This is a genomic window from Bacillus sp. MMSF_3353 (assembly GCF_030733445.1).
In the GTDB taxonomy this organism is placed as follows: Bacteria; Bacillota; Bacilli; order Bacillales; family Bacillaceae_G; genus Bacillus_A; species Bacillus_A wiedmannii.
Genome location: NZ_JASHJA010000002.1, coordinates 151,890 through 177,080 on the forward strand (window position 1 = coordinate 151,890; position 25,191 = coordinate 177,080).

27 protein-coding genes, 1 other RNA gene, 1 riboswitch and 1 other annotated feature are annotated in these 25,191 nt (G+C 35.2%); of the genes, 9 read left to right on the forward strand and 19 right to left on the reverse strand.

The annotated features are described in order from the left end of the window. Nucleotides 1-332 precede the first annotated feature (332 nt). The 3 genes from RBB48_RS06055 to RBB48_RS06065 all read left to right on the forward strand — a co-directional run bounded on the left by RBB48_RS06055 (nucleotide 333) and on the right by RBB48_RS06065 (nucleotide 2,774). Nucleotides 333-680, forward strand: a complete 348-nt coding sequence (locus RBB48_RS06055) for a winged helix-turn-helix transcriptional regulator (protein WP_000760478.1) — start codon at nucleotides 333-335, stop codon at nucleotides 678-680. 430 nt (nucleotides 681-1,110) lie between these two features. Beyond that, nucleotides 1,111-1,551 carry a DUF1641 domain-containing protein gene (locus RBB48_RS06060; protein WP_001115312.1) on the forward strand — a complete coding sequence of 147 codons (441 nt, stop codon included), beginning with the start codon at nucleotides 1,111-1,113 and terminating at the stop codon, nucleotides 1,549-1,551. A gap of 44 nt (nucleotides 1,552-1,595) precedes the next feature. After that, complete coding sequence (locus RBB48_RS06065) at nucleotides 1,596-2,774, forward strand: NAD(P)/FAD-dependent oxidoreductase (RefSeq protein WP_000043194.1); 1,179 nt, start codon at nucleotides 1,596-1,598, stop codon at nucleotides 2,772-2,774. A gap of 190 nt (nucleotides 2,775-2,964) precedes the next feature. Here the strand turns inward: RBB48_RS06065 and tyrS are convergent, their stop codons facing one another. The 5 genes from tyrS to RBB48_RS06090 all read right to left on the reverse strand — a co-directional run bounded on the left by tyrS (nucleotide 2,965) and on the right by RBB48_RS06090 (nucleotide 9,107). Then, on the reverse strand, nucleotides 2,965-4,227 hold the full coding sequence (gene tyrS / locus RBB48_RS06070) for a tyrosine--tRNA ligase (protein ID WP_088064773.1): 1,263 nt from the start codon (nucleotides 4,225-4,227) through the stop codon (nucleotides 2,965-2,967). A 50-nt stretch (nucleotides 4,228-4,277) separates the two neighbouring features. Beyond that, nucleotides 4,278-4,493 (reverse strand) — a binding site (T-box leader). Nucleotides 4,494-4,601: 108 nt separating this feature from the next. Beyond that, a complete protein-coding gene (murB, locus tag RBB48_RS06075) occupies nucleotides 4,602-5,516 on the reverse strand; it encodes a UDP-N-acetylmuramate dehydrogenase (RefSeq protein ID WP_048542427.1) in 915 nt (304 codons plus the stop codon). A gap of 388 nt (nucleotides 5,517-5,904) precedes the next feature. Beyond that, on the reverse strand, nucleotides 5,905-6,300 hold the full coding sequence (locus RBB48_RS06080; protein WP_000573650.1) for an SET domain-containing protein: 396 nt from the start codon (nucleotides 6,298-6,300) through the stop codon (nucleotides 5,905-5,907). 211 nt (nucleotides 6,301-6,511) lie between these two features. Continuing rightward, complete coding sequence (locus RBB48_RS06085; RefSeq protein ID WP_088064774.1) at nucleotides 6,512-8,014, reverse strand: DUF4077 domain-containing protein; 1,503 nt, start codon at nucleotides 8,012-8,014, stop codon at nucleotides 6,512-6,514. Nucleotides 8,015-8,048: 34 nt separating this feature from the next. Next, nucleotides 8,049-9,107, reverse strand: coding sequence for an endonuclease/exonuclease/phosphatase family protein (locus RBB48_RS06090; RefSeq protein WP_088064775.1), 1,059 nt, complete (start codon nucleotides 9,105-9,107; stop codon nucleotides 8,049-8,051). Nucleotides 9,108-9,327: 220 nt separating this feature from the next. Further along, a riboswitch (Fluoride riboswitch) is annotated at nucleotides 9,328-9,387 on the forward strand. A 54-nt stretch (nucleotides 9,388-9,441) separates the two neighbouring features. Between RBB48_RS06090 and crcB (RBB48_RS06095) the strand changes: the two genes are divergently transcribed. Next, entirely contained in the window at nucleotides 9,442-9,846 is a 405-nt protein-coding gene (gene crcB, locus RBB48_RS06095) for a fluoride efflux transporter CrcB (protein WP_176546148.1), read from the forward strand. Beyond that, nucleotides 9,843-10,199, forward strand: coding sequence for a fluoride efflux transporter CrcB (gene crcB, locus RBB48_RS06100; RefSeq protein ID WP_088064776.1), 357 nt, complete (start codon nucleotides 9,843-9,845; stop codon nucleotides 10,197-10,199). The genes crcB (RBB48_RS06095) and crcB (RBB48_RS06100) overlap by 4 nt, the downstream gene beginning before the upstream one ends. A gap of 33 nt (nucleotides 10,200-10,232) precedes the next feature. Here the strand turns inward: crcB (RBB48_RS06100) and RBB48_RS06105 are convergent, their stop codons facing one another. From RBB48_RS06105 to psiE, 4 genes are all read right to left on the reverse strand, one after another. Beyond that, entirely contained in the window at nucleotides 10,233-10,472 is a 240-nt protein-coding gene (locus tag RBB48_RS06105) for a DUF3947 family protein (protein ID WP_046955610.1), read from the reverse strand. Between the two features lie 63 nt (nucleotides 10,473-10,535). Then, complete coding sequence (locus RBB48_RS06110; protein WP_088064777.1) at nucleotides 10,536-10,748, reverse strand: DUF3955 domain-containing protein; 213 nt, start codon at nucleotides 10,746-10,748, stop codon at nucleotides 10,536-10,538. A gap of 180 nt (nucleotides 10,749-10,928) precedes the next feature. Then, entirely contained in the window at nucleotides 10,929-11,444 is a 516-nt protein-coding gene (speG, locus tag RBB48_RS06115) for a spermidine N1-acetyltransferase (protein WP_088064778.1), read from the reverse strand. Nucleotides 11,445-11,586: 142 nt separating this feature from the next. After that, complete coding sequence (gene psiE, locus RBB48_RS06120; RefSeq protein ID WP_000834706.1) at nucleotides 11,587-11,991, reverse strand: phosphate-starvation-inducible protein PsiE; 405 nt, start codon at nucleotides 11,989-11,991, stop codon at nucleotides 11,587-11,589. A gap of 294 nt (nucleotides 11,992-12,285) precedes the next feature. On the opposite strand from psiE, the gene RBB48_RS06125 reads away from it, so the two are divergent. Further along, nucleotides 12,286-12,843, forward strand: a complete 558-nt coding sequence (locus RBB48_RS06125) for a cysteine hydrolase family protein (RefSeq protein WP_088064779.1) — start codon at nucleotides 12,286-12,288, stop codon at nucleotides 12,841-12,843. Nucleotides 12,844-12,883: 40 nt separating this feature from the next. On the opposite strand, the gene RBB48_RS06130 is transcribed toward RBB48_RS06125, so the two are convergent. Both RBB48_RS06130 and RBB48_RS06135 read right to left on the reverse strand, forming a co-directional pair. Next, entirely contained in the window at nucleotides 12,884-13,312 is a 429-nt protein-coding gene (locus RBB48_RS06130; RefSeq protein ID WP_223270633.1) for an Lrp/AsnC family transcriptional regulator, read from the reverse strand. A gap of 289 nt (nucleotides 13,313-13,601) precedes the next feature. Then, nucleotides 13,602-14,033, reverse strand: a complete 432-nt coding sequence (locus tag RBB48_RS06135) for an Lrp/AsnC family transcriptional regulator (protein WP_002008929.1) — start codon at nucleotides 14,031-14,033, stop codon at nucleotides 13,602-13,604. A gap of 167 nt (nucleotides 14,034-14,200) precedes the next feature. Between RBB48_RS06135 and RBB48_RS06140 the strand changes: the two genes are divergently transcribed. The 3 genes from RBB48_RS06140 (at nucleotide 14,201) to RBB48_RS06150 (ending at nucleotide 16,695) form a co-directional block, all read left to right on the forward strand. After that, nucleotides 14,201-14,782 (forward strand): beta-class carbonic anhydrase, encoded by a 582-nt coding sequence (locus RBB48_RS06140; protein WP_076541667.1) that lies wholly within the window; start codon nucleotides 14,201-14,203, stop codon nucleotides 14,780-14,782. A gap of 55 nt (nucleotides 14,783-14,837) precedes the next feature. After that, nucleotides 14,838-15,287, forward strand: coding sequence for a cyanase (gene cynS, locus RBB48_RS06145; RefSeq protein WP_029443571.1), 450 nt, complete (start codon nucleotides 14,838-14,840; stop codon nucleotides 15,285-15,287). Between the two features lie 127 nt (nucleotides 15,288-15,414). Continuing rightward, nucleotides 15,415-16,695, forward strand: coding sequence for a purine/pyrimidine permease (locus RBB48_RS06150; protein ID WP_306007462.1), 1,281 nt, complete (start codon nucleotides 15,415-15,417; stop codon nucleotides 16,693-16,695). 51 nt (nucleotides 16,696-16,746) lie between these two features. Here the strand turns inward: RBB48_RS06150 and alo are convergent, their stop codons facing one another. The 8 genes from alo to smpB all read right to left on the reverse strand — a co-directional run bounded on the left by alo (nucleotide 16,747) and on the right by smpB (nucleotide 25,024). Continuing rightward, nucleotides 16,747-18,285: an anthrolysin O/cereolysin O family cholesterol-dependent cytolysin Alo gene (gene alo, locus RBB48_RS06155; protein WP_088064781.1), complete on the reverse strand. Its 1,539-nt coding sequence runs from the start codon at nucleotides 18,283-18,285 to the stop codon at nucleotides 16,747-16,749. 517 nt (nucleotides 18,286-18,802) lie between these two features. Then, nucleotides 18,803-19,555, reverse strand: a complete 753-nt coding sequence (locus RBB48_RS06160; protein WP_000590056.1) for an iron ABC transporter ATP-binding protein — start codon at nucleotides 19,553-19,555, stop codon at nucleotides 18,803-18,805. After that, entirely contained in the window at nucleotides 19,552-20,616 is a 1,065-nt protein-coding gene (locus RBB48_RS06165; protein WP_000631136.1) for an iron chelate uptake ABC transporter family permease subunit, read from the reverse strand. Before RBB48_RS06165 ends, RBB48_RS06160 begins: the two co-directional genes overlap by 4 nt. Continuing rightward, complete coding sequence (locus RBB48_RS06170) at nucleotides 20,613-21,629, reverse strand: ABC transporter permease (RefSeq protein ID WP_046955599.1); 1,017 nt, start codon at nucleotides 21,627-21,629, stop codon at nucleotides 20,613-20,615. The genes RBB48_RS06165 and RBB48_RS06170 overlap by 4 nt, the downstream gene beginning before the upstream one ends. A gap of 19 nt (nucleotides 21,630-21,648) precedes the next feature. Then, nucleotides 21,649-22,662, reverse strand: coding sequence for a siderophore ABC transporter substrate-binding protein (locus RBB48_RS06175; protein ID WP_087983993.1), 1,014 nt, complete (start codon nucleotides 22,660-22,662; stop codon nucleotides 21,649-21,651). Between the two features lie 369 nt (nucleotides 22,663-23,031). Further along, entirely contained in the window at nucleotides 23,032-23,709 is a 678-nt protein-coding gene (locus RBB48_RS06180; protein WP_087983994.1) for a response regulator transcription factor, read from the reverse strand. Between the two features lie 367 nt (nucleotides 23,710-24,076). Then, nucleotides 24,077-24,431, reverse strand: a transfer-messenger RNA (tmRNA) gene (gene ssrA, locus RBB48_RS06185). Between the two features lie 125 nt (nucleotides 24,432-24,556). Next, nucleotides 24,557-25,024 (reverse strand): SsrA-binding protein, encoded by a 468-nt coding sequence (gene smpB / locus RBB48_RS06190; protein ID WP_001123922.1) that lies wholly within the window; start codon nucleotides 25,022-25,024, stop codon nucleotides 24,557-24,559. Nucleotides 25,025-25,191 lie beyond the last annotated feature (167 nt).

The window sequence follows — 25,191 nt, forward strand, 5'->3', positions numbered from 1 at the left end:
CTTAATACGAGAAATCCAATCATAATAGTATGAAAAAAGGCCTTTTTTCTTCTACAAAAATAATGTTACTGCTGATATATGCTATTATGAATGGCTTCACTCTTTTTTTGAAGAACGCACTTTAAAGTACGATAGGTACCAAAAAGTAACATAGGCACTTTTTAGTACCGTACTACTCATTTCCCTCTTACGTATGCTATTATGGAACATATTCAACATGATAAAAAGTACGTACTTTAAAGTGCTATAGGTACTTTTTAGTAACATTTAAATTATTTGGCTTCTTTTGTTGGAGAATTGAAATCTATATTCATCAAAGGAGATTTTTTTATATGAAGAAATATAATATTCCCGTTGAAGCGACTTTAGAGGTTATCGGCGGAAAATGGAAAGTCGTTATTCTTTGCCACTTAACGAAAGGTACAAAGAGAACGAGTGAATTAAAACGTCTCATGCCTGGTATTACACAAAAGATGTTAACACAGCAATTACGCGAATTAGAAGAAGACGGAGTTATTCAAAGAAAGGTATACAATCAAGTACCACCGAAAGTAGAATATTCTCTTACAGACTACGGTTGGTCTTTAGAATCCATTCTTGATTCCCTTTGTACTTGGGGCGAATGCCACCTTGAAAAAAGCGGTAACACATCGATGCTAATTACAGAAGGTGAACAATAAAAAAAGGAAAAAATGAACATAAATTTGTCCATTTTTTCCTTTTTTTATTTATATATACGTACCTTTCTAACCTTAACAAAATAATTTATGCGCTTTCACGCCTTGTCAGTACTACATTATACGCTTAATATCAAATAATTAGGAATCATTTTTATGTTAACATAGGTGTATATAGTATATAATATAGGATATATATTATATACACTTTCCGATAAAGGAACTTTCCATTATGCGGACAAGCCATGTATCGGACAGTTCATAAATAATAGGTAGGACATTATGGTTTTGGATTTATGATTTCAGCTTACTTGCTGGCATAAATTTAAAGGCATTTTATTGTGCTTTGTGAAACTTTGTATAAAGTTTCGCAAACGTTTACTATCTTACCTATCAAAAATAAGAGTATTGCTATCGTAAAGGAGAATTGGAGATGCCAGAAACTATGACTCAAACAAAGCCAGAACAAGAAACTGTACAAATTTCTGCTAGCCAAGGACAACTTGATGTACTTGATCAGTTGTTAAAACCTGAGGTACAAGAATCATTAACTACACTAGTAGAACAGCTTCCAAAATTAACTGAGCTTGTTAATATTTTAACTAAGTCTTATGACTTCGCTCAAACTGTTGCTACTGATGAAGTATTAAAAAGCGACACTGTTAGTGCAATCACAGAGCTTGTAGAACCTGTAAAAGATACAGTGAAAGGCATGGCTGCGACTGCTATCGAAGCGAAAGATCGTGCTGACGAAAGCAACGAAGTTATCGGCCTGTTCGGTCTATTAAAATTACTAAAAGACCCACAAGCACAAAAAATGTTCCGCTTTGTGAACGCATATCTTCAAATTAGTGCAGAACGTAACAATAAATAAGTTAACTTATAACAACAATTAGTAAAGACGGGGGATATCATACTATGTCAAAACAAATTGTCATCTTAGGCGCTGGTTATGGCGGTCTTCTTGCCGCTTTAAACGTACGTAAATATTACAGCAAATCAGAAGCACAAGTTACAGTGATTAACCAATACCCAACACACCAAATCATCACTGAACTACACCGCCTTGCAGCTGGTAACGTTGCTGAGCAAGCAATTGCAATGCCACTTACAAAGCTTTTCAAAGGTAAAGACATCGATCTTAAAATCGCAACAGTTGAGTCATTCTCAGTTGATAGCAAAGAAATTAAACTAGCTGGTGGCACTACTTTATCTTACGACGCACTTGTAGTTGCTTTAGGAAGTAAAACTGCTTACTTCGGTATTCCAGGACTAGAAGAAAACAGCATGGTATTAAAATCTGCTGCTGATGCAAACAAAATCTACAAACACGTTGAAGACCGTATTCGTGAATACGCGAAAACGAAAAACGAAGCTGATGCTACAATCGTAATCGGTGGTGGCGGATTAACTGGCGTTGAGCTAGTTGGTGAGCTTGCTGACATTATGCCTAAACTTGCAAAAAGCCACGGCGTAAATCCAAAAGAAGTTAAACTTCTTCTTGTTGAAGCAGGTCCAAAAATCCTTCCAGTATTACCAGACCACTTAATCGAACGTGCAACTACTAGCCTAGAAGCACGCGGTGTTACATTCTTAACAGGTCTTCCTGTAACAAACGTTGCTGGCAATGAAATCGACTTAAAAGACGGTCAAAAACTTGTTGCTAACACATTCGTTTGGACAGGCGGCGTACAAGGTAACCCATTAATCGGTGAATCAGGTCTTGAAGTAAACCGTGGCCGTGCAACAGTTGATGCATACCTACAATCTACTTCTCACAAAGACGTATTCGTTGCTGGAGACAGCGCTGTTGTCTTCGCTCCAGACGGACGTCCATACCCACCAACTGCACAAATCGCTTGGCAAATGGGTGAGTTAATTGGATACAACTTATACGCAGCACTAGAAGGCAAAGCATTCGAAGAGTTCGCACCTGTAAACTCTGGAACACTTGCTAGTCTAGGACGTAAAGATGCTGTTGCTACAATTGGAGCAAGCAATACTCCACTTAAAGGCTTACCAGCATCATTAATGAAAGAAGCAAGTAACGTTCGTTACTTATCACACATTAAAGGTCTATTCAGCTTAGCTTACTAATCTGAATATAAGCCCGAATCATGCCCTGCATGGTTCGGGCTATTTTTGTCCGTAATTTTCTCTAACTTATTTATTCGGCAGAAGAATATTATAACCCTTTTAATTATCTAAATTTACTGATTATTTTATGTCTAAATTGTGTATATGAAAAGATGGAAGTATTCTTCCTACTCCCATCCTTTCACACAAATTATTCTCCTAACTTCACTAAGCTGTAGTTCTTCTTCCCTTTACGAATAATAATAAATCGTCCATCAAATGAATTTTCTACAGTAACATCTGTACCCACATCCGTTACTTTTTCGCCATTCATCGAAATAGCTCCATTATTAATATCTTCACGTGCTTGTCGTCTAGATGGCTCAATTCCTAAATCGACTAGCCATTCTACGATATTTTTCGTCTCCTTTGAAGACTGGAATGTTGGCATCTCTTTAAAGCCCTGCTCAATTTCATCAGCTGTTAATGATTTAATATCTCCGCTAAATAACGCTGCTGTAATTTTCACAGCTTGCAGGAAGGCCTCTTCTCCATGAACGAATTTCGTCATTTCTTCCGCTAATACTTTTTGCGCTTCACGTCTATGAGGCTCTGTTTCTACCTTCGTTGCCAATTCATCAATGCGCTCTTTCGTTAAGAACGTAAAGTATTTCAAGTATTTCACTACATCACGGTCATCTGTATTCACCCAAAACTGGTAAAATTCAAATGGTGTTGTTTTTTCAGGATCAAGCCAAACTGCACCACCTGCTGATTTACCGAACTTCGTACCATCTGATTTCAGTAATAACGGAATCGTTAATCCGAATACTTTCGCTTCGTGCCCTTCTAACTTACGAATTAAATCTAAACCACTCGTAATATTTCCCCATTGGTCACTACCACCAATTTGCAGTTGAACATCTTCTTTCGTGTATAAATGATGGAAGTCCATCGCTTGCAAAATTTGGTACGTAAATTCTGTAAAAGAAATTCCTGTATCTAAACGACTTGCTACAATATCCTTCGCTAACATGCTATTAATGCTAAAGTTCTTCCCGTAATCACGTAAAAACTCAATAATGTTTATTTCATGTGTCCAGTCGTAGTTATTTACCATCTTCACTTCGCTATTTCCGCCAAAATCAAATAGCTTTTTCATTTGCGCTGTTAACGCATCCACATTATGCTGAACTACTTCTAACGTTTGAAGTTGACGTTCTGATTGACGTCCGCTCGGATCACCAATCGTTCCTGTTGCCCCACCAATTAAAATAACTGGATGATGGCCAGCTAACTGAAATCTCTTCATCATCATAAACGGAATTAAATGTCCAATATGCATACTATCACCAGTCGGATCAACTCCGCAGTATAGTGAAATCTTTTTCTCTTCTACTAGCTTACGTAAACCTTCTTCATCAGTCTGTTGATTCACAGCGCCGCGCCATTCTAATTCATCAATAATATTCATCTTTTGTCATCCCCTTTATTTTTTAAAACAAAAAGTCCCTATGTCTATGACATAGGGACGATTATTCACCGTGTTACCACCCAGTTTGTATAAATAGCATAGCTACTCATACCACTCTTAGCAATAATATCGATTGCCAATCCGCTTAGCATTACCTAAGATACTCCAGAGTGTAATTCGCAAGTTTGTTTGTGCTAGGTTCCAGCAACCCCTAGCTCTCTCGTTAACAGTGACAAACTGCTACTGGGCTCTTTCAACGTATGTTATTTGTTAAATTATTAGCCATTATATTGAATTGAAAACAACTTGTCAACAATACCCAAATATTATTTTAAAATAATTCATACTTTTATACGCTCTTAATTCAAAGATTATTATAGATCTTCTCCAATAATCCTTACTTCTCGCTCTAACTTCACGCCAAATTTCTCTTCAACAGTCTTTTGTACAAAGTGAATTAAATCGATGTAATCTTGTGCTGTTCCGTTATCAACATTCACCATAAATCCAGCGTGTTTTAAAGAAACTTCCACTCCGCCAATTCGCTTACCTTGTAGTCCTGATTCTTGAATCAATTTACCAGCAAAGTTATTTGGTGGACGCTTAAATACACTACCACATGAAGGATATTCTAGAGGTTGTTTTGACTCACGTTTAAACGTTAAATCATCCATTTTTTCTTTAATTTCTTCACGCACACCTTCTTGAAGCTCAAATCTCGCTTCAAGAATAATGTAATGGTTGTTTGCAAATACACTCTTACGATATCCAAATTCAAATGCTTCTTTCGTTAAAGTGCGTAACTCTCCATCACCTGTCATTACGACAGCTTCTGTTAATACAAACGATACTTCACCGCCGTATGCGCCAGCATTCATATATAAAGCTCCGCCAACTGAACCTGGAATACCACAAGCAAACTCAAGACCCGTTAAATTATGATCTAATGCAATACGTGATACATCAATAATTGCTGCACCACACTGTGCTACAATCGTCGTTCCTGTTACAGTCACATCTGTAATGTGAATTAAACTTACGGTAATCCCACGAATTCCACCATCTTTAATAATGACATTCGATCCATTTCCTAAAAACGTAACTGGAATATTATATTCGTTAGCATATTTGATAACTTCTTGAATTTCATCATAATTTGTCGGCGCAACGAACACATCTGCTTTTCCACCAACTTTAATATGCGTATGATTCTTTAACATTTCATCTTGTTTCACATGACCTTCAGGCAATACCGTACTTAAATATTTATAAACCTCTTGCATATTCATTTTACGATTCCTCTATTTCTATATTCTTTTTATCCCGTTATACGGGCCCATAATATCCCCACATACATGAACGAACCTAAAGTGGTGGATACAGTGTACCCAAAATCAATTCGAGACACCTATAAACCTCTTAATTTATAAGAGGTGCCACTCATATTAAAATATATATTGCATAATAAAGCAACCCAAATGGGCTACTAAACTTGACATGTCATCAGAAAGACAACAATTTGTAAAATATATTACTTTTTCAAAACACTATCCTTCAGTATCTTACTATACCATACGAAAATAAAGTGGTATTTTTTTGTAATCTTTTTTTATTTTCATCAATAAAAAAAGATGCTTTTACCTATGTAAAAGCATCTTTTTTATTACTTATTATAATTTACTTTTCGTTCTCTTCTTTTTCCTTATCAAACCATAATAGCTCATCGTCATCAACTTCACCATTATAATTGATTAGAATCTCTTCTCCCGCTTTTATATCTTTGTAAGCAAAGAAGTTAAACGTGTGATTCTCAAAGACAATATCATACGTTGCATTCGGATTATATGCATGATTAAATAACATGCCGTATCCTAAAAGGAATGCTGTATGATTTACCCCATACTCAAATGCGTAGTCAGCAAGTAACGTTTTCTCAATGTGTTCATGCTGTTCATTCGGATAAGAGATAACTGGTGCTGAGTGAATCAACTCACCCTTTTTAATATCACGAGTTGCAAATACCCCTCTATTAAATTCTCCATCACTAAGTTCAGAAGTCTTAACTTCGATCATATGCGTCACCTATATAATTCTTTCTTTGAAGTATTTTATTCCGCTATTTGCGGGGTTCAACTAATAATCAGTAGCGTATTGCCCCACTAATTAAAGTCTCAGTTTATCTCCTTAAGCTTGGCAGAAAACGCGCAGAAAAGCAATTAAATTACTATCAAGTATTCATTTAAATGAAAAAAGAGCACACATAGTGTGCCCTTTTTAAGAGATATTACTTTTCTAAAATATTTTCTAGCAACTTCACTTGCTCGCTAACAGTATGCAACGTCTTCACCGATATATCATTTCGATGTTTTTCTTCTTCCACACTTGCCAACACTTCTTCCGTAGCCGCAGAAGTTTGCTGAATTACATTAGAAGCATGTGTAACATCCTTTACGATATTTGTCGTTTTAACCTGCAAGTTTTCTTGATGACCAACAATCTCTCTCATTACATCATTAATTGCATCAATAAACTTTCCTAAATCCGTTACATTTGTTAAAACACTTGCTAGCATTTCATTACATTCTTCTTGTACTTTTTCTGATTTTTCTACCTGTACTTCCACTTTACTTGCCTGATTACTAAACTCCTTCAAAATACCTTGAATTCTCCCCGCAGAGCGATTTGATTCTTCGGCAAGCTTTAATACTTCATTCGCTACAATAGCAAATCCTTTTCCATGCTCGCCTGCTCTTGCCGCTTCAATATTTGCATTTAAAGCTAGCAAACTCGTCTGACTTGAGATATTCGTTATTACATCTACAATTTCGTTGATTTGCTTCGACTGCATCATTAAATCTCTAAATATAATTCCTGATTGTGAAACAACATCATTTAAACTTCTCATATTCGCTTCAAAATTTCGTAAAGTATGTACACTACCCTTTGAAATCTCTAAACTTTCATCAACACGAGTCGATGCATTTCTTACTTGCGAAATGATTTGTTCAATATTCCCTTCCATATCGTTCAATACTTCTACTGAACGTGCCATCATCTCTGATTGTGATTGAGTGCCAACTGCCACCTCTTCAAAAGCAAAATTAATTTCACTCATCGACTCCATCGATGTATTCATATTTTCTCTTAAGTGATTGAAATTATTATCTAGTTTCCCAACCGTTTCCTCAATCAGTCTTTGCGTTTCTTCTAGCTCCTGAGCTTTCCTCATTACTTCTTGCTTCTCATCACTTAAACGAGCTAACAAATTAGAGCCAATCTTCGTTACGCCCCACATTGCAATCGTTACGATCGCTAACAAGCTTGCGAAGTTTGCAGCTTCAGATGCCGCTGTATAAGCAAAAAATTGCTCCGGCCAATAACTACAAAGAATAAATGTGATAATAACCGCCACTCCGCCGAGAATGATAACGAGACGTTCACTTAAATAAATAAGTGAAACTGCTAATGTAAAGTAGACCATTTGAAATACAGCCGGACTTTCATTAAAAGCTTGTACCATAATGAAAGACATAATAAGCAACATAAATGTCATGATATATTTATACATCGCTTCCATGCTTTCTATAAAAGTAAACAGCGTTCCAAATACAACAACTGAAATACCACAAACCCAAAACGCTATTGCTCTCTCTGTAAAAATATATCCGTAATACCCAATCGCGATTATTCCAAGAAAGAAACTACAAATCGTAATGAACAGCAATAAATGATTTTTCTGTGATTCTTTCTCCAGGTTAGAAAAACAAGTTCTCTTTAACCACTCCATATATGAAGCCCCACCTTCTACTTATACATATCGATTACTTCAGCTTAAATACCGCACTTACTGGGTTATGATCGCTATTTTCAAACTTTAAATCTTTCCCTTGTACATTTACAATTTCCACATTCGGTGAAACGATAAAACCATCAATAATCGTGACAAAGTTTTCACCTTCCACATACTTCTTCACATCATCTCTCACAGTCATAACAGACGGATCTACAGCCCACTTAAAGCCACCATCAGTAAAGTCCTTTGGTAACTCCACTAACCACTCAGGACGCTCTTTCACAAACTTCGGATCACTTAACTGAGCGTTCGAAAGTAATTGATTCCAATCTCCGCCCATTATTACGTAATCACCATTTTCATAATGCTTGTTCATATATTCTTTTAAAAACTCTACTTGCTGTTTTCTAATTTTCCCGCCTTCATCATACGCAGACAAATGTAAATTTACGAGTCTCACAAACTTCCCATTATTAACAGGTATTTTATGCTCAACAATCGCTCGATCTAAATCAAACAAACGCTTTGGCCAAGGCTCCATTCCAGGAAGCTGGAACCTCTGCGCTGTTTGAACTGTATATTTAGAAAACGTACTTAATCCAGCCTCCGCATATCCCATTGGACTTGTAATTGGTACAGGGACCCATTTTGTGTCATAGTTCTTTCCGAACGACGAAGCATAATCAGGTAATCCTTTTTTCAAAAATTCATGCCCATTTACATCAAAAGATCGCATTGATTTTATATCAACTTCTTGTAATAACGTAAAATCACTATTCTCATTTTGTAAAAACGAAAGCATTTTCTTTAAATTCGTTTCCGTTTGCTCTTTACTACTTGAACCAGAACCTTTTCCACCATCCATAAAGAAGTCTTGATCCTTATCTAATCCAGCATATCCAATATTAAATGTTGTAACTTTAAATTCATTTCCAAGCGCTAACACGCGTTCCTTATTATTTTCCACCTTCAAACTTATAACATTAGCTGGCTGTTCTTTTGTAAGTGTCATATACGCTAAAAAACCACCTACAACTCCCACCCCTACTAAAATACATATAAGTACTATTTTTAATAATTTTTTCAAACGAACGACTCCTTTTCTAAAACTACCAATTTTACTTTTCTTTATTTTCAGTTAACTGAAGCGAATGACAGACATACGAAACATTTTATCATATCAAAAACCTTATATCACTATATTTAGTTTATAAGTATAAACTCTCTATCCTAAACCATCACATACATACAAAACAGCTCCACTTCTTCACTGGAAATTCTACGCAATTTTTAGTACACTATATGTAATAATCATAGGCGATGGAGTTCGCCATAACTGCTGCTTAGCTAATGACTCCTACCAGGATAACTACTGGTAGGAGTCTATTTTTTTGAGCAAGCTATTTAAAGAGGTGAAGAAATTGATTTATATTATCGTTGGCATAGCCGGTATATTAGGAGCCCTTTCTCGCTATTATTTAGGTCTTACTATTCATACTTCATGGAATCATTCATTTCCGCTAGCTACATTGCTCATCAACTTACTCGGCTGCTTCTTATTAGCGTGGCTGACTACGTATATCGCTCGGAGAAACATCTTGTCTTCAGAAATTATCACAGGCATTGGGACTGGATTCATCGGTTCCTTTACGACGTTTTCAACATTCAGTGTAGAAACTGTTCAATTAATCCATCATTCTGAATGGACTACGGCTTTCTTATATGTATCATGCAGCATACTCGGTGGCCTCATTATGTCTGCTCTTGGCTATACACTAGGTGATTTCTTAATTAAGAAACATCTTACGGAAGGTGATCACTTATGATAGAAGCTTTATTAGTGGCAACAGGTGGATTTTTCGGTGCTATTACACGATTTGCAATTAGTAATTGGTTTAAAAAAAGAAATAAAACTTCCTTTCCAATTGCTACATTTCTCATTAATATAACAGGCGCGTTTTTACTCGGATATATAATTGGCAACGGGGTCACTACAGGTTGGCAATTATTATTAGGTACTGGATTTATGGGTGCCTTTACGACGTTTTCAACATTTAAACTAGAGTCCATTCAGCTCTTCAATCGTAAAAACTTTGGCATACTATTTCTATATTTAAGTGCTACTTATATTATTGGTATCCTTTTTGCATTCCTTGGAATGAAACTAGGCGGAATATAAAAAAAGAAAGCGACTCTTATCAGTCGCTTTCTTTCATAAGAAGTATGTCCCGCCATATGGAATGGAGAATAAACCCGCTGGATGCACATCGTAATGTACAATTTGCATCGGAGGCTGTGAGTACGACATATACTGCCCTTGCATCATTTGTGCAAAATATGCTTGCTGCTGCATTTGAATCGCTTGATTCACAGCATGAATTGTCCCCTGTGCTCCTGCCAAAGTAATAGCCGATCCAACTTGCCTTTCAGGATAACAATAATGATTCACCATGATTCAGCTCACTTTTTATTTTTCTTCCCTATCGTATGTTTCTATTTCATGACAAGTGTTTTATTACGCTGTCTTTTTTCGAAGCACCGAGAAAAGAGCCACACACAAAATTGCAACAATTCCAGTGAAAGTAAATAAATATGCTAACGGAATTAAGTAAAATGGCTCCACTAAAGTTCCATCTCGTTTTACTTCCGAACCAATTACATTAAACATAATGATACATAACACTCCTAAAAATATTGGACTAGAAGCTAATAAATATTTTTTCATCATATATTCTCCTTTGATTTCACAATTAATTTATCTGCATTCCTTTTTACTATTATCACTACCATCATAATAAGCCCACTAACATTCTCAGTCAATAACTATTTATTGTTTTACAATAAATAGTTATTGTTAAACACAACAAAAAGGCTATAGACAATCATTATCTATAGCCTTTTCACTCCATTATTTCGTTCTAAAATATTGCTTCTGAAACATACACATTCTTATCGCATTATGGTAGTTACCATCAACGAAAAATTCGTCGAGAAGTTCTCCTTCTACCATAAATCCAACTTTTTTATAAACATGTACTGCTTTTTCATTCTCTTTATCAACAACTAAATAGAGTTTATGCATATTTAATACAGAAAAAGCGTAATCCATCGCTAAACGCGTCGCTTCCGCTGCATAACCATGTCCTTGATAATTCGGATCAATAATAATCTGGAATTCTGTTCTTCGATGAATATAATCAATTTCCACTAACTCAACTAATCCAACCATCTCATTATCTTTCTCTAGGATAAAACGCCGTTCACTTTGATCATGTATATGTTTATCGTATAAATCCTGCAGCTCCACAAATGCCTCATATGGCTCTTCAAACCAATACGACATAATATGTGCATTATTATTCAGTTCGTGTACAAACTTTAAATCTTCTCGTTCTAAAGGACGTAACTTCAAATCCTGACTCATTGCTATAACCTCCAAGTAAAAGAAACTTCTTCACTTAATTTCTCAATTTTTTTCAATTTCAAACGCCCTAATTTCATTGTAAACTTTCAAGTAACTTGAATGTCAAGACGTAAAAAAGTAGTGCAAACTTACGTCTGCACTACTACTCTTTTCTCAAATCTCTCATATTTGATATGTATAAAGCAATGACTAAAACAAGAATGGATCCCGCATATAACAACGTCTCCATCGGTTCCTCATGAGATACGATAATTAAACGAATTAACGCCGTAATTCCGATATAAATAAAATAACGTAACGGGAAATGATAATTCGACTTAAAATACTTAATAATCAATGCGATGAACTCGAAGTATAAGAAGTAGACGATAATACTTTCAACCAATTTATACGATGTATACTCCTTTTCCGAAAAGATATACTGCACAAATGTAATTGTCTCATTCACTAAGAAAATCGATAACACAATGGATAATATAATTAAAGCTATATTTAATATCCATTGCAAAACACTAGCTATAAGATGATCGATATTAAACGACTTCATTTTATCTTTAAACTCCCCTTCGTGTAAGTACGTATTTATTATAGCAAAATTATACTAGCAAAAGTGTTAAATCAAATATGATCGTCCTCTTTCACTATCACTTCACCATCCTGATATTTACGCTTAATATAGCCGTTTCCCCAATCTTTACTTTGTATCTTTTAGCTTTTTCACAATGAAACTATATGCGTCAAAATCGTTTCATGACATTATTACCTGCACATACCTACACTTTATATAATAACGGTACAGTACAAACAACGTACTGTACAAATATATGTGGGGGGATTAACTATGAACGAAGCGTTACTATTAGTCGACATACAAAATGATTACTTTAAAGGCGGCAATATGGAATTGCATCAACCTGAAAAAGCCGCACAAAAAGCGCAAGAAGTCTTGAAAGTATTTCGTGAAAAATATAACACAGTTATTCACGTACAACATATTGCGAACAATGAAGGAGCTACTTTCTTCTTACCTGAAACAGTAGGTGTTCAAATTCATGATGATGTACAACCGATTGCTAACGAAAGAGTCATACAAAAACATCACCCTAACAGTTTTTTAAGAACCAATTTATTTGAAACATTAAAGAAGGAAAAAATAGATCAACTAGTCATTTGCGGTATGATGACTCACGTATGTATTGATGCAACAGTACGTGCTGCCAGTGATTTAGGATTTCAATGTGTTGTAATTGAAGATGCTTGTACAACAAAAGATTTAGAATTTCAAGGAAATCTAATCCCCGCAGTACACGCTCATCAGTCATTCATGAGCGCATTAGAGTTTGGTGATATTTATGCAAAAGTCATGTCAGCAAACAATTTTATAAACAAAAACAAATAAAGAATTCCATTTCCATATAAAAAAAGAAAGGATAAATATGTTATTCTTTCTTTTTTTCAATTGTCTTAATGACAGTATTTATACGATAATCACCATAATGTAAAACATCTGCAAGAGTCTCTTCTAATTGTTGATGTGAAGATGTGTGAAGAATCATGATATAACAGCCATCGCCACTTATACGATACATTTCAGTAATTACGTCCGTTTTTTCAAAAAAGGTTTGAATTTGATTATGATAATGTGGCGCATGCAGAAATAGTGTAACAAACGTCATAATAGACCCTTCTAACTTAGCCCTATCGATATCTATCGTATATTTTTGAATGACACCTGCCTCTTCTAATTTATTAATTCGTTTCCCAACAGCCTGGCCAGTCAAATGTACTCTCTCTCCAATTTCCTTCCAGTTCATTCTAGCGTTTTCTTGTAGTAACTTTATAATTTTAAAATCTGTTGAATCGAACATGGACATCCCCTTCCTATAAGAATCCCTTCTATAAGATCTTCATTCCCCCCTACAATTCATCTCAAAAAATTTTACAATACAATCAATTAACTCTATTAGAAATTACATTATTGTTAACGGCTTTCCTTCTTCCTTACAATGTATTTTTTTAACAACTTTAAAAAGCCTTACTACACATAAATTGTAGTAAGGCTCTGACTATTTAAGATAAACATGAAACGACTTCATTATCTCTATACAAATAAAGTTTAGCAAATAATGTTGCCATCCCCTCCAAGGAAAAGAAACCTTATTTCAACTTTCCTATTGATAAGTTAACACGATAATTCCCGTATTTTAATAGTCGTCCTAGAAAGTTATCTAAGTCTTCATTGGACGCAAAATGTGTTTTTAATAAATAACACCCCTCACCACTTATACGGTGTACTTCAGAAATCCCTTCTTCTCCTTGAAAGAAATTCATAAACTCTTGGTGATTAGCTGTTGTTACGAACAAAGTAACAAATGCAGTCACTACTTGTCCTAATTTGATTCGGTTTATTGCAATTGTATACTGTTCAATAATCCCTAAATCCTCTAATCTTCGAATTCGATTTCCTACGGCCTGCCCCGTCATATGTATTTTTTGGCCAAGCTCTTTCCATTGTATTCTTGAGTTTTCTCCTAATAATTTCAGTATCTCAAAATCTGTTTGATCAATGATATAAACCAATCCTTTCACCGTGAAAGTAGAAAGCCCGAAAGTGTTTCGCCAACTTATTCTGCTTATCGATACAATTCACTATACTTAGTTTATCCTCTTACATCACATTATTTATCAGTTATATTTACTTATAACATAGAGGACGCAACAAAAAAATACATCTAGATTTAAAGGAGGTTACAAATATGTTATTACAAGAAATTCTATCGTTCAATGAACAATTTGTAGAAAATAAGGAATACGCTCCTCGTGAAGCGACAAAAATGCCTAAAAAACGTATGGTTGTTGTTTCTTGCATGGATGCTCGTTTAATTGAGCTACTTCCAAAAGCTTTAGATATACACGATGGTGATGCAAAAGTCATCAGAAATGCAGGTGGTAAAATTGCTTCTGCTTTCGATAGTGTTATGCAAAGTGTTGTCGCGTCAGTATACGATTTAAATGCAGATGAAATCTTCCTTATTGGACACCATAGATGTGGTGCGAGCCAAACGAATCCAAAAGGAACACTTCAAAAAATATTAGATCGTGGAGTAGCTTCACCAGAAATTTTATCAGCGATTGAATATGCTGGTGTTGACCTTAAAAAATGGTTATTCGGATTCGATGATGTTTGCGATTCAACACAAGCTAATGTTGATTTAGTAAGAAATCACCCACTTATTCCAAAAGATGTTCCTGTACACGGTTTAGTTATTGACCCTCACACAGGTAAATTAGATGTAGTGGTTGATGGATATAAAGCGTTAAATAGTGAAGCAAAATAATAATTATTACGTACATGAAGGGAAGTTATGAGATATGAAAAGACAAGTATTAGATATGAATAGACAAGAAGCTACGCAAAAAATTCTAGCGGCAAAAATTAAAAAAGGGTTAACTTGGGAAGAAATTGCAAAAGTAAGTGAAAACTCTGAGACTTGGGTTGTAACAGCGTTATTAGGACAAGCTACAATGACACGTCCAGAAGCAGAAAAAATCGGTAAACTATTAGAATTAGATGAAGAAGTAGTTCAAGCATTAACAGTAGTTCCACTTCGTGGCCAAGTAATGGAAATGCCTCCTACTGACCCGATTGCATATCGTTTATATGAAATGATGTTACAATATGCACCAACTATTAGAGAGTTAATCTTAGAAAAAGCGGGCGAAGGTGTAATGAGTGCGATTAACTTCAACCTAGGTGTGGATACACAAGAAGATCCAAAAGGTGGCGATCCTCGTATCGTGATTACACTTAATGGGAAATTCTTACCATTCCGTACATGGTAATTAATTAAAAATCTATCTATATAATTAAAATAATTTTATAGATTTAATAAATCCATCCTTTTTAATCTAACTGTGTAGAAAGGATGGATTTTTACTATGAGATTCTTTTTCGGCAAAGGAGAATAATATGAATAAAAAACACTTTGATACGAGTTTTAGTATTCTACAATGGTTTGTGTTTCTATTAGCAAATGCAATTGCGTTACCTATCATTATTGGTGGCATATTTCATTTACCAATAGAAGATATCTCAACATTAATGCAGCGGACTTTTTTAGTCGTGGGAGTAAGTTCGTTTCTACAAGCGTGGTTTGGGCATCGTTACCCCATTGCGGACGGGCCAGCCGGTTCATGGGTAAGTATATTTGTCATATTGGGACAAGTCGCTATGCATCAGGGACAAAGTGCAAAAGACGTGTTGCAACTTTTAGAAGGCGGATTAATTATTGCAGGTATATTACTCTTCTTTCTTGGTATAACAGGGCTTGTTCATCGAATCTTACGTTTATTTACACCCTTGGTTACAGGAACCTTTCTTTTAATATTATCTCTTCAGCTTAGTGGTGTGTTACTAAAAGGAATGATGGGATTACAAGGACCTGCAACTCATCCTGACTATACAACAGCTACTATTGCGCTCTTTGTTTTTGCCCTTATTACTTTCTTATCAATTAAAGGGAAAGGATGGATGAAAAGTTACGCTGTGTTACTTGGAATTTCATGTGGTTGGCTTTTGTATGCAGTATTAGGAAAATCATCTCATATGCCTTCACATACAACGCTAGTTAAGTTACCAGAGGTATTTGCTTGGGGGACACCTAGATTCGATATTGGAATGACTCTAACTGCAACTTTATTTACTTTTCTTTTAGTTGCAAATACAATTGCTGCTATTTCGGCTGTAAAACAAGTGGCTCCCCTATCTAAAGAAAATGAAAAGCAAACACTGAACCGTGGTGTATGGGTCGGAGGTATATCACATATTATCTCATCATTGTTCTCTACAATTGGAATTGTACCATTACCTGCATCAGCAGGATTCATTCAACTAACAGGTCAAAAAAAGGTGAAGTCGTTTCTTATAGCAAGTCTTATATTAGCAGGTATTTCTTTTATCCCCTCAATTGTAAACTTTATATCCTTGCTACCAGGTCCTATTGCTAATTCTGCACTTTTAGCTACATTTGTCCAAGTAATAGGCATTTCATTTCAATCCATTTTACTTGAAGAATTAAAGCAACGCCGATTAACTATATTAGGAATTTCATTATTAATCAGTTTGGGAATAATGTTTCTTCCAGAAAGTGCATTTAGCGGAGTTCCTTCTTCCTTACAATATGTTTTAAGTAACGGATTACTCGTAGGTACTATAATCGTTATTTTGCTAGAGCAGTTTTGGAAAGAGTAAAATTTGTGACTAAGTAAAAAAGCGCCCTGATTACAGGGCGCTTTTTTATACCTAATGACTAATACTAGCCGTTGGGTATAATGTTGTTCCTCCAATTGAAACTTTTATTTCATTTGTTAATGGAACATTTTGTTCATTAATAATTGTTCTCCACCATTCCCATGCAAGACCAGTACATTCTCTAGCTACGATTTTTATATTTTTTGAATTTGGTGGAAGAGGGATAACTGTAGAGTAATGAGCTGTTTTGTCTCTGCCGCTACCATCCCATGTTTTATGTGTTAGTACTTCTTTCCCATTTTGATCAAATGTGAATTCATCCCAAGATACATCAAATTGGGCAACGTAAGCACCGTAATGATCAAGTGTCATTTTAGCACTTGAATATTCTGTAGTTGTCGTCTCAATATAATCTGTATTGTTATGAACAGCAGCAGTTGCATTATCTTTTAAGAAAGTGCTTGTATATGAAATTGGATATGCTGGATTTTTAAGACTTAATTCAGCATTATCTTTAATGATATTTCGGATTTCATTGAAATCTTTAGTAACAACCTTGTTATGCTCTTTCGCATCTCCGCCTAATACTACAGCAGTAAAGGTACTTTCTTCAAAAATATCTTTATACTGTCCACTCGTTTCGACGCTGTTATTCTTAAGTAAGGCTTTAAAAGCAGCTTGTACATCTTTACTCTTAGATGTTGTTTCTAATTTTACATAAACAGTTCTACCATAAGCTACATTTGAAACCATAACAGGTGGAGCCGAATTACTTACACCTTTACGAGTTAACTCACCAAAAGTAACACTATTATCAAAAAGATCGGATGGATTGTTAGGTAGTTCAGCACTTACGGTATAAAATATTTGCTTATATGCCGCTACCATCACTTTCTTCTCTCCATTTGCAACCGCATTAAAATCGATATTTAGACTGTTATCGAGATATTTAGCGTTAACGTTAAGGGCACTTGCGATTTGTGATTTACTATAAACCATAGATTCTGTATACTGCATTCTTGCAGGTAACGTATGTGTTTTAGAATACTTTTCATTCCAAGTAGATACTAAATCATCTACTGCTCCAGCCACATTACCATATGTCGGATTTTGGACAGTAATTGTATTTTCTTTTCTCATGCCAGGTAAGTCTATACTAATATTCAAAGGCTTTCTCTTAGCCACTAATAAACTCGGTTGATTGTCTGCAAAAGCTTTATTTGCAAGTTGTACCGCTCCTGGATACGTACGATTCACCACAGAATCAATAATCGAAATATCGACTGGTGAAGTTGTAATTGATTTTTTCTCACGTTCCACTACTACAAATTTACCATTTGAATTGATACTTTCTTTCGGAACAAAACTCTCTACCTTATCACCATTTACAGCTAAAACTTCTTGATTATTATATTTAAGATTTGCTATACCAGTATCAATGCCACTAGCATTTTTGGTTACATCAGTTGCATTACCTACTTGTGTTTCTGCGAAGGAAATAGATGAATAATTAATAGTGCATAGACTAACTAATAAACACGCAAGGAACTTTCTTCTTTTAGTGTTTTTCTTAATATTCAGAAAAATCACCCCGTTCTTTTTTTAGTAAGATATGATAATGATTGATAAATGATAGCTAACTAATAAACCTACATAAATGCTTTCAAAAGTTCTTGAATTAACGGGATTACGCCACCTATAAATTTCAAAACTGCCATTGCGATTTCCATATTATTTCCTCCTTTTTTATTGCTACGAAAATGTGATTTATCTTTATGCCCTCATTATAGTGACCCCCTACACTTTTATCAATACACTCTTATATGCAATATTACATACAAAAAAACAAGCTGAATTCTTATAAAAAGTTATACAGAGATAAATTTTTCGTTTGGTAAATACTTGAAAACACGAAACATTCCTTTGCATTTCATAAGTAATTTACAAGTTTATTGTTGGAAGCATCGCAGGACCGGAAGTAATGAAATACATGCAGAACTGTTACGAGCAGCCAGAAATATTAAGAGTTATCATGGGCAACCGCATTAAAAAAGCTGCTGCCTATAAAATATAGACAGCAGCTTTTTTTTGCATACTCATTTTGTAACTAATAAACAGCGATCGGCCCATAAGGACCATTAATAATCTCTATTTTTGTTTCAAAAATATCTGTCAAAAGTGTTGGGTCCATAACCTCTTCTACTGTTCCAAAAGCAGCAATTTGCCCATCTTTCATAGCACAAATTTTATCAGAGTATTTAGCTGCAAAATTTATGTCATGCATAACAGTCAAAATTGTTCTTCCGAATTCATTAGCTGCACGCCTCAAATGCTCCATCATTTGAACAGAGCGCGCAACATCAAGGTTGTTCAGAGGCTCGTCCAATAGCACATATTCAGTCTCTTGGCACAATACCATCGCTACATATGCCCTTTGTCTTTGACCACCAGAAAGCTCATCTAAATATCTATTCTCTAAACTAGTTAAATCTAAGAAATCGATATATTTAGAAATGATAACCTCATCTTCTTTAGTTAATCTTCCTTTTGAATAAGGAAAGCGCCCAAATCCAACTAGTTGTCTAACGGTAAGCCTCGTTACAAAATGATTTTCTTGTCGCAATATAGTCAAAATTTTTGCTAAGTCTTTTGATTTGGATTCAGAAACATCCATATTCGCTACTTGAATTTGGCCTTCATCCATATCTAAAAGTCTTCCAATCATCAATAGTGTCGTAGACTTTCCAGCACCATTTGGTCCAATTAAAGAAGTAAAGCCCGCTTTTGGTATTTCAATATCCAAAGGTCCTATTTTCACCTTATCAGTATAGAACTTTTTAACATTATCGATTTTTATCATAAAGCCCTCTTCCTTAAAACTATAGTTAAGAATATGATTCCACCAAATAATTCAATAATAACTGAAACTACACCTTGAGCATGGAATACATGATACATTAAAAAGTATGCACTCGTCATTATTAAAAATCCTATAGCAAAAGCCATTGGGAAAATATATCTATGATCATAAGTTGACGCCGCCTGATAACTCAAAGTTGCTACTAAAAAGCCGTAGAAAGTAAGTGGCCCAATTAGAGCTGTTGAGATAGACATTAAAATAGCTACTAACACAAGCGTATAAATTACACTAGGTTGATATTTAACCCCAAAAGAAGTAGCAACATCCTTTCCTAGTGACAAAACATTCAACTTCTTAGAATGAGCAAAAATTAATAACGCTACAATTATGATCATAGGAATTACAACAGGAAAATATGCAGGGTCTGCATGATTAACAGAACCAAATAATCTCGCTTGTAAAATATCAAATTCTGAAGGCGCAAGTAGTTTTCTCATAAAAGTTGACACAGAATTTAGCCCGGTACCAATAATAATTCCAACTAAAAGCATAAGTTGTAAATTCCCGTATTTACCGGAAAGTAACCACCCATAAAGTATCAAACTCATGAAGACCATCACAACAACTTGAAATAAAAATGATCCAATTCCATTAAAGTTTATTAATGCACTAGCACCAAAGAAGAATATTGTACTCGTTTGAATTGCTGAATAAAGTGATTCGAAACCTAAAAGTGAAGGAGTAATAATCTTATTATTTGTAATAGATTGGAAAGCGACTGTCGATAAACTATGGCAAACTGCAGCAATAATCATTGCAACAATAGCTACTATCCTTCTCTTAACAACCGGGATAAAAGAAGGTGAATCTATCGGAACTGGATTGTTATAAACTAAAAGTCCATATGAAGAAAGGAGACCTAAAGCAATCAATGTTGTCAGTACAATCCAATAACGTCTTGCCTCCTTCTTAGAACGAAAAGCACTAGCTGATCTACTTTCATTATGAAGGCTAGAATCGACTTCGACATTTTCTTTATTTCTATAATCTAATGTGATCATCGCAGCCTCCTTGGTTTTCTTCGTCTCAATAGAATAGTAATAAACACGACCGCTCCCACTGTTGCAAGTATTAAAGAAACAGGTAATTCAAACGGCTTTATAATTGTTCGAGAAATGATGTCACAGGCAGTGATTGTCCCCATTCCGATCACACATACCCAAGGTAAATTACTCCTAAGATCATCCCCTCTAAACATGGAAACAATGTTTGGAACAATTAATCCCAAGAAAGGTAAGTTTCCAATAACAGCTGCAACAATTCCAACAGCAACAGAGATAAGACCAGTCCCAAAAAGAACAATTCTATTGTAATTAACTCCAAGGCTTGTTGCGACATCTTCTCCTAGTCCAGCTAAAGTCAATCTATTAGCATACATAAAAATAAACAAAGTAACGATAACAATCAGCCATAAATATTCATATCTTCCCACCTGAACAGTAGCAAATGAACCTACGAACCAAGTTTCAATACTTTGCGTCATTTGAAAAAGGAGTCCCAAAAAAGTAGACACTGCAGAAATAACTGCTCCAAGCATCAATCCAATAATTGGAACAATTAAAGAAGAACGAAGTTTAACTCTTCTTAAAAATAAAAAGAAAATCATAGTTCCTATAAAAGAAAAAATGATTGCACCAGTCATTCTTTGAACTAAAGTCGGGGCAGGAAATAATAAATATACAAAAAGCAGGCCTAAGCCTGACCATTCAATCGTCCCCGTTGTAGTAGGTTCAACAAAACGATTCTGTGTAATTAATTGCATTACGAGCCCTGCCATTGCCATTGCAGCTCCAGTAAGCATTAATGCAACTGTTCTCGGAACACGAGTGATGAAAAACATCTCCATTCCGTCCTCTTGTCCACGTATATCATAAACTCCAGTAAACAGTGATATAATCCCTAAAATTATAACAACTATAACCGCTATTATAAAAGGTTTTGTCCATATTTTATTGTGATTATAAAACTGGGGTTGAGAAATATTCTCAACCCTAGAAATCATATTTTTTGACACTGTTTCGTACCCCTTTACACTACTTAGCTAAAGTTTTTGCAAGATTTCCAAATAACTCTATATAAGTCTGAATTGATTCATTTGTGTAAGTATCTGCTGGTGCATAAATAACTTGTTTTTTAGAAACAGCAGTTGTATTTTGAAGAGCTGGTGATTTAGAAATAACATCCTGAGCAGGAGCTGACTTAGCTGCATCAGATGTTGCAGCATCACGATCTAATACGAAAAGCCAATCAGGATTTGTTTGTGCGATAGCTTCAACAGAAACGTCATCACCTTTATGACCTGCAGTAGAATTCGAAACTTCTAATGCTGGAGTCCAACCGAAAATTTCATACATAGGTCCCCAAACGCGACCAGAGTGCGGCGCAGCAAAGCCAATATTTCCACCAGTAACGATAACACTCATAACTTTATCTTTTCCGTTATAAGCAGATTTTGCTTTTTCAATAGATTTATCGAAATCAGCTACTAATTGTTTAGCTTCTTTATCTTTAGCAAAGATTTTTCCTAAAGTAGTTGTAGAATCTTTAAGTCCTTTTACTAAGTTTTCTCCAGGCTTAGTAGCCTTCTCAGAAACATCAAAATTAAGATCAATAACAGCTGCATTTGGCACTAATTTTTTGATTTCTTCGTAATGATCAGCAAATCTTTGACCAACGATTACAAGGTCAGGGTTTGCCGCTGCAATAATTTCAAGATTTGGTTCGCGGTGATTCCCGATATTTTTAACTGAATCATCCTTTTTATATGCTGAATCCGCAGGCATGATATCCTTTGGAGCAGCCGCTAATTTAATTCCCCAATCAGCTAAAGTTTCAAACGTTCTATTATCTAAAGCAACTACATTCTTTGGATTTACAGGGACTTTAACAGTTCCATGAGCATCAGTGATTTCAACCGTTTTTGGTTTATCACTACTATCACCTTTATTAGCTTTCGAAGTTTCCTTACTTGAATCTGAGCAAGCTACTAACATTAAAGTGAAAATTGCTAGAATACTTACTAATTTTAAAAGCATAGTTTTTTTCATACGTATACTCCTTATTATGTAATTTAGTTCGAAAATGATGACGTCCATAGATTGAATTAGATAGTAACTTTCATGTATCTAAATTGCTATTGATAATCATTTTCATTTGAACATCCTGTAAATAAGTATAGTCATTAATTCTGTGAAAATCTTGTGAATGGTGTGAGTTAATCAAATTAAACATAAATTAGATACAACCTCATCTAATGCGCACCAGAGTCAGTCCACACACGTGCTAATCAATAGATTGAGCACCTTATGAACCATGATTTCTACTGCAAAACAATGACCATTTCCTAATAGCAATCTTCTTTTTATAGTTTCCTTCTTTTCATATTTCACAGAAACTATTTTATTATCTTATTTTTATCATTCAACCATTGAATAGCCTCTGCCATGTATCGTTTGAATATACCTGTCTCTCTTCTCACACTTTAACTTTTTTCTTACATACCCAATATATAAGTCTACTACATTTGGATTCACTACTACGTTATATCCCCAAACTTGATTTAAAAGCATTTCACGGCTCAATATTGTATTTTTATTCTTAATTAAAAATACAAGTAAATCGTACTCGCGCTTCGTAAGCGAGAGATTTTCGCTACCTTTTTTCACAATATTGCTAGATGTATCAACAAAGAGATCTTTAAATTGAAAAAAGTTTGTCTCATTTTGCTGGATATAGTCAGTTCTCCTTAAAATAGCTTGAACCCTTGCTACTAATTCTTCTTTCACAAATGGTTTTCTAATATAATCATCTGCTCCTGCTTGTAGCCCTGCTATGCAATCCTTACTAGAAATATTGTCAGTCACAATAATGATCGGTGTCGTTTTAACAAGTCGTATTTGTCTACAAATTTCTGGTCCCGATATACTTAATGAATCCCAATCCAATATGATAATATCCCAATCTTGTTCATATGCTATATTTAAACCTTGGTTTTCATTGTGAAGTTTTAAAATGAAATGGCCCTCTTGCGTTAAACCGCTTACGATTTTTTTTGCTAAAGACCGTTCATTCTTAATTACTAACACCTGCCTCACCGATGGTTCACCTCTACTTCAATTTATCTCAAAAAAACATTTTTAAATTTATAAATATGAAACCCCTAAAAAAGGCCATTGTAACAGCTTATTAGGAGAACTCTATATAATCTTACAATAGATGTGAATAGAAACACAAAGGATATGAAGATTTAAATACATATTATGTAATCATTAAAGGTAGCTATAGTATATACCTGTTTATCAGCAATAACTATTTCTTCATTTTCTGTTTCAGGGGTACCGCCCTCCCCCTCATCAACTTAAGCATTTTATAAAACCACAAAACAAAAAGAACCATAACCTCGCCAATTTGGAAAAGTTATGGTTCATATCATACAAAATAAAAAAACCACCAAATATGTATTGGTGGAGACGGTGGGAGTCGAACCCACGTCCAAAAATATCGGCACTTAAGCTTCTACGAGTGTAGTCGATATATTAGCATTTCGCGAACTCTTCGGCCTATCGACAGGCTTCCAAGTTGCTAGTCTGATTGTTCTCTTCCTTCGCCCTCAGACGGCGAACTCCGGCGTAGTCCACTTAGTTTGAGTCCCTTACCCTACCACATGGACGATGGAGGGAGGAACCTTTAGTGCAATTAAGCAGCTAAAGAAAGATTGTTTTGTTTGCCAATTATAGGCTTTGACGTTTTAACGAGGCCGATCCCCTCGACTCGCAACCTAAGCTCGAACTATCCCTGTCGAATCCGTAACGTCCCCATGATAAAAATGGAGCATACGAAGAAATATCGTGATAGCTACTAAGAGCTGTTTTTCAATGTGCAACAATCTTACATAAGTTATTATAACATACGCGCGTCGTTTTACAAATGTAAATATCTGTATTACATCTTTTGACGATCACGGAACGCGCGTGCAATTTCACGTTTTGCTTCTTTTTCTTTTAAATCGTTACGCTTATCATATTGCTTTTTACCTTTTGCTAAACCAAGTGCCATTTTCGCGAATCCATTTTTTAAATAAATTCTAACTGGAACTAATGCATAGCCTGTTTCTTTTGAAGCACCCGTTAACTTCTCAATTTCTTTTTTATGAAGAAGTAACTTTCTCGTGCGAAGCGGATCATGGTTGAAACGATTCCCTTGCTCATATGTACTAATATGCATATTATGTACCCATACTTCACCATTATGCACACGTGCAAACGCATCTTTCAAGTTCACGCGTCCAGCGCGAATCGACTTAATTTCCGTTCCTTGAAGGACAAGCCCTGCCTCGTATGTTTCTTCGATGAAATAATCATGAAATGCTTTTTTATTTTGTGCAATAACCTTACCTGTACCCTTTGGCATATAACGTCCCTCCTCTATTTTTACTATTGTAACAAATGTTAATAAAAAGCGAAAGTGGCTCGCTCAGAATGTGAGGTGGATGGAGCTTCTGACCTTGAGGCGCTCTTTGCCTCTCGGGAAGAAGCGAAGCCGCCGAACATTCTAGCCACTGTAGCTGGATTCCAACA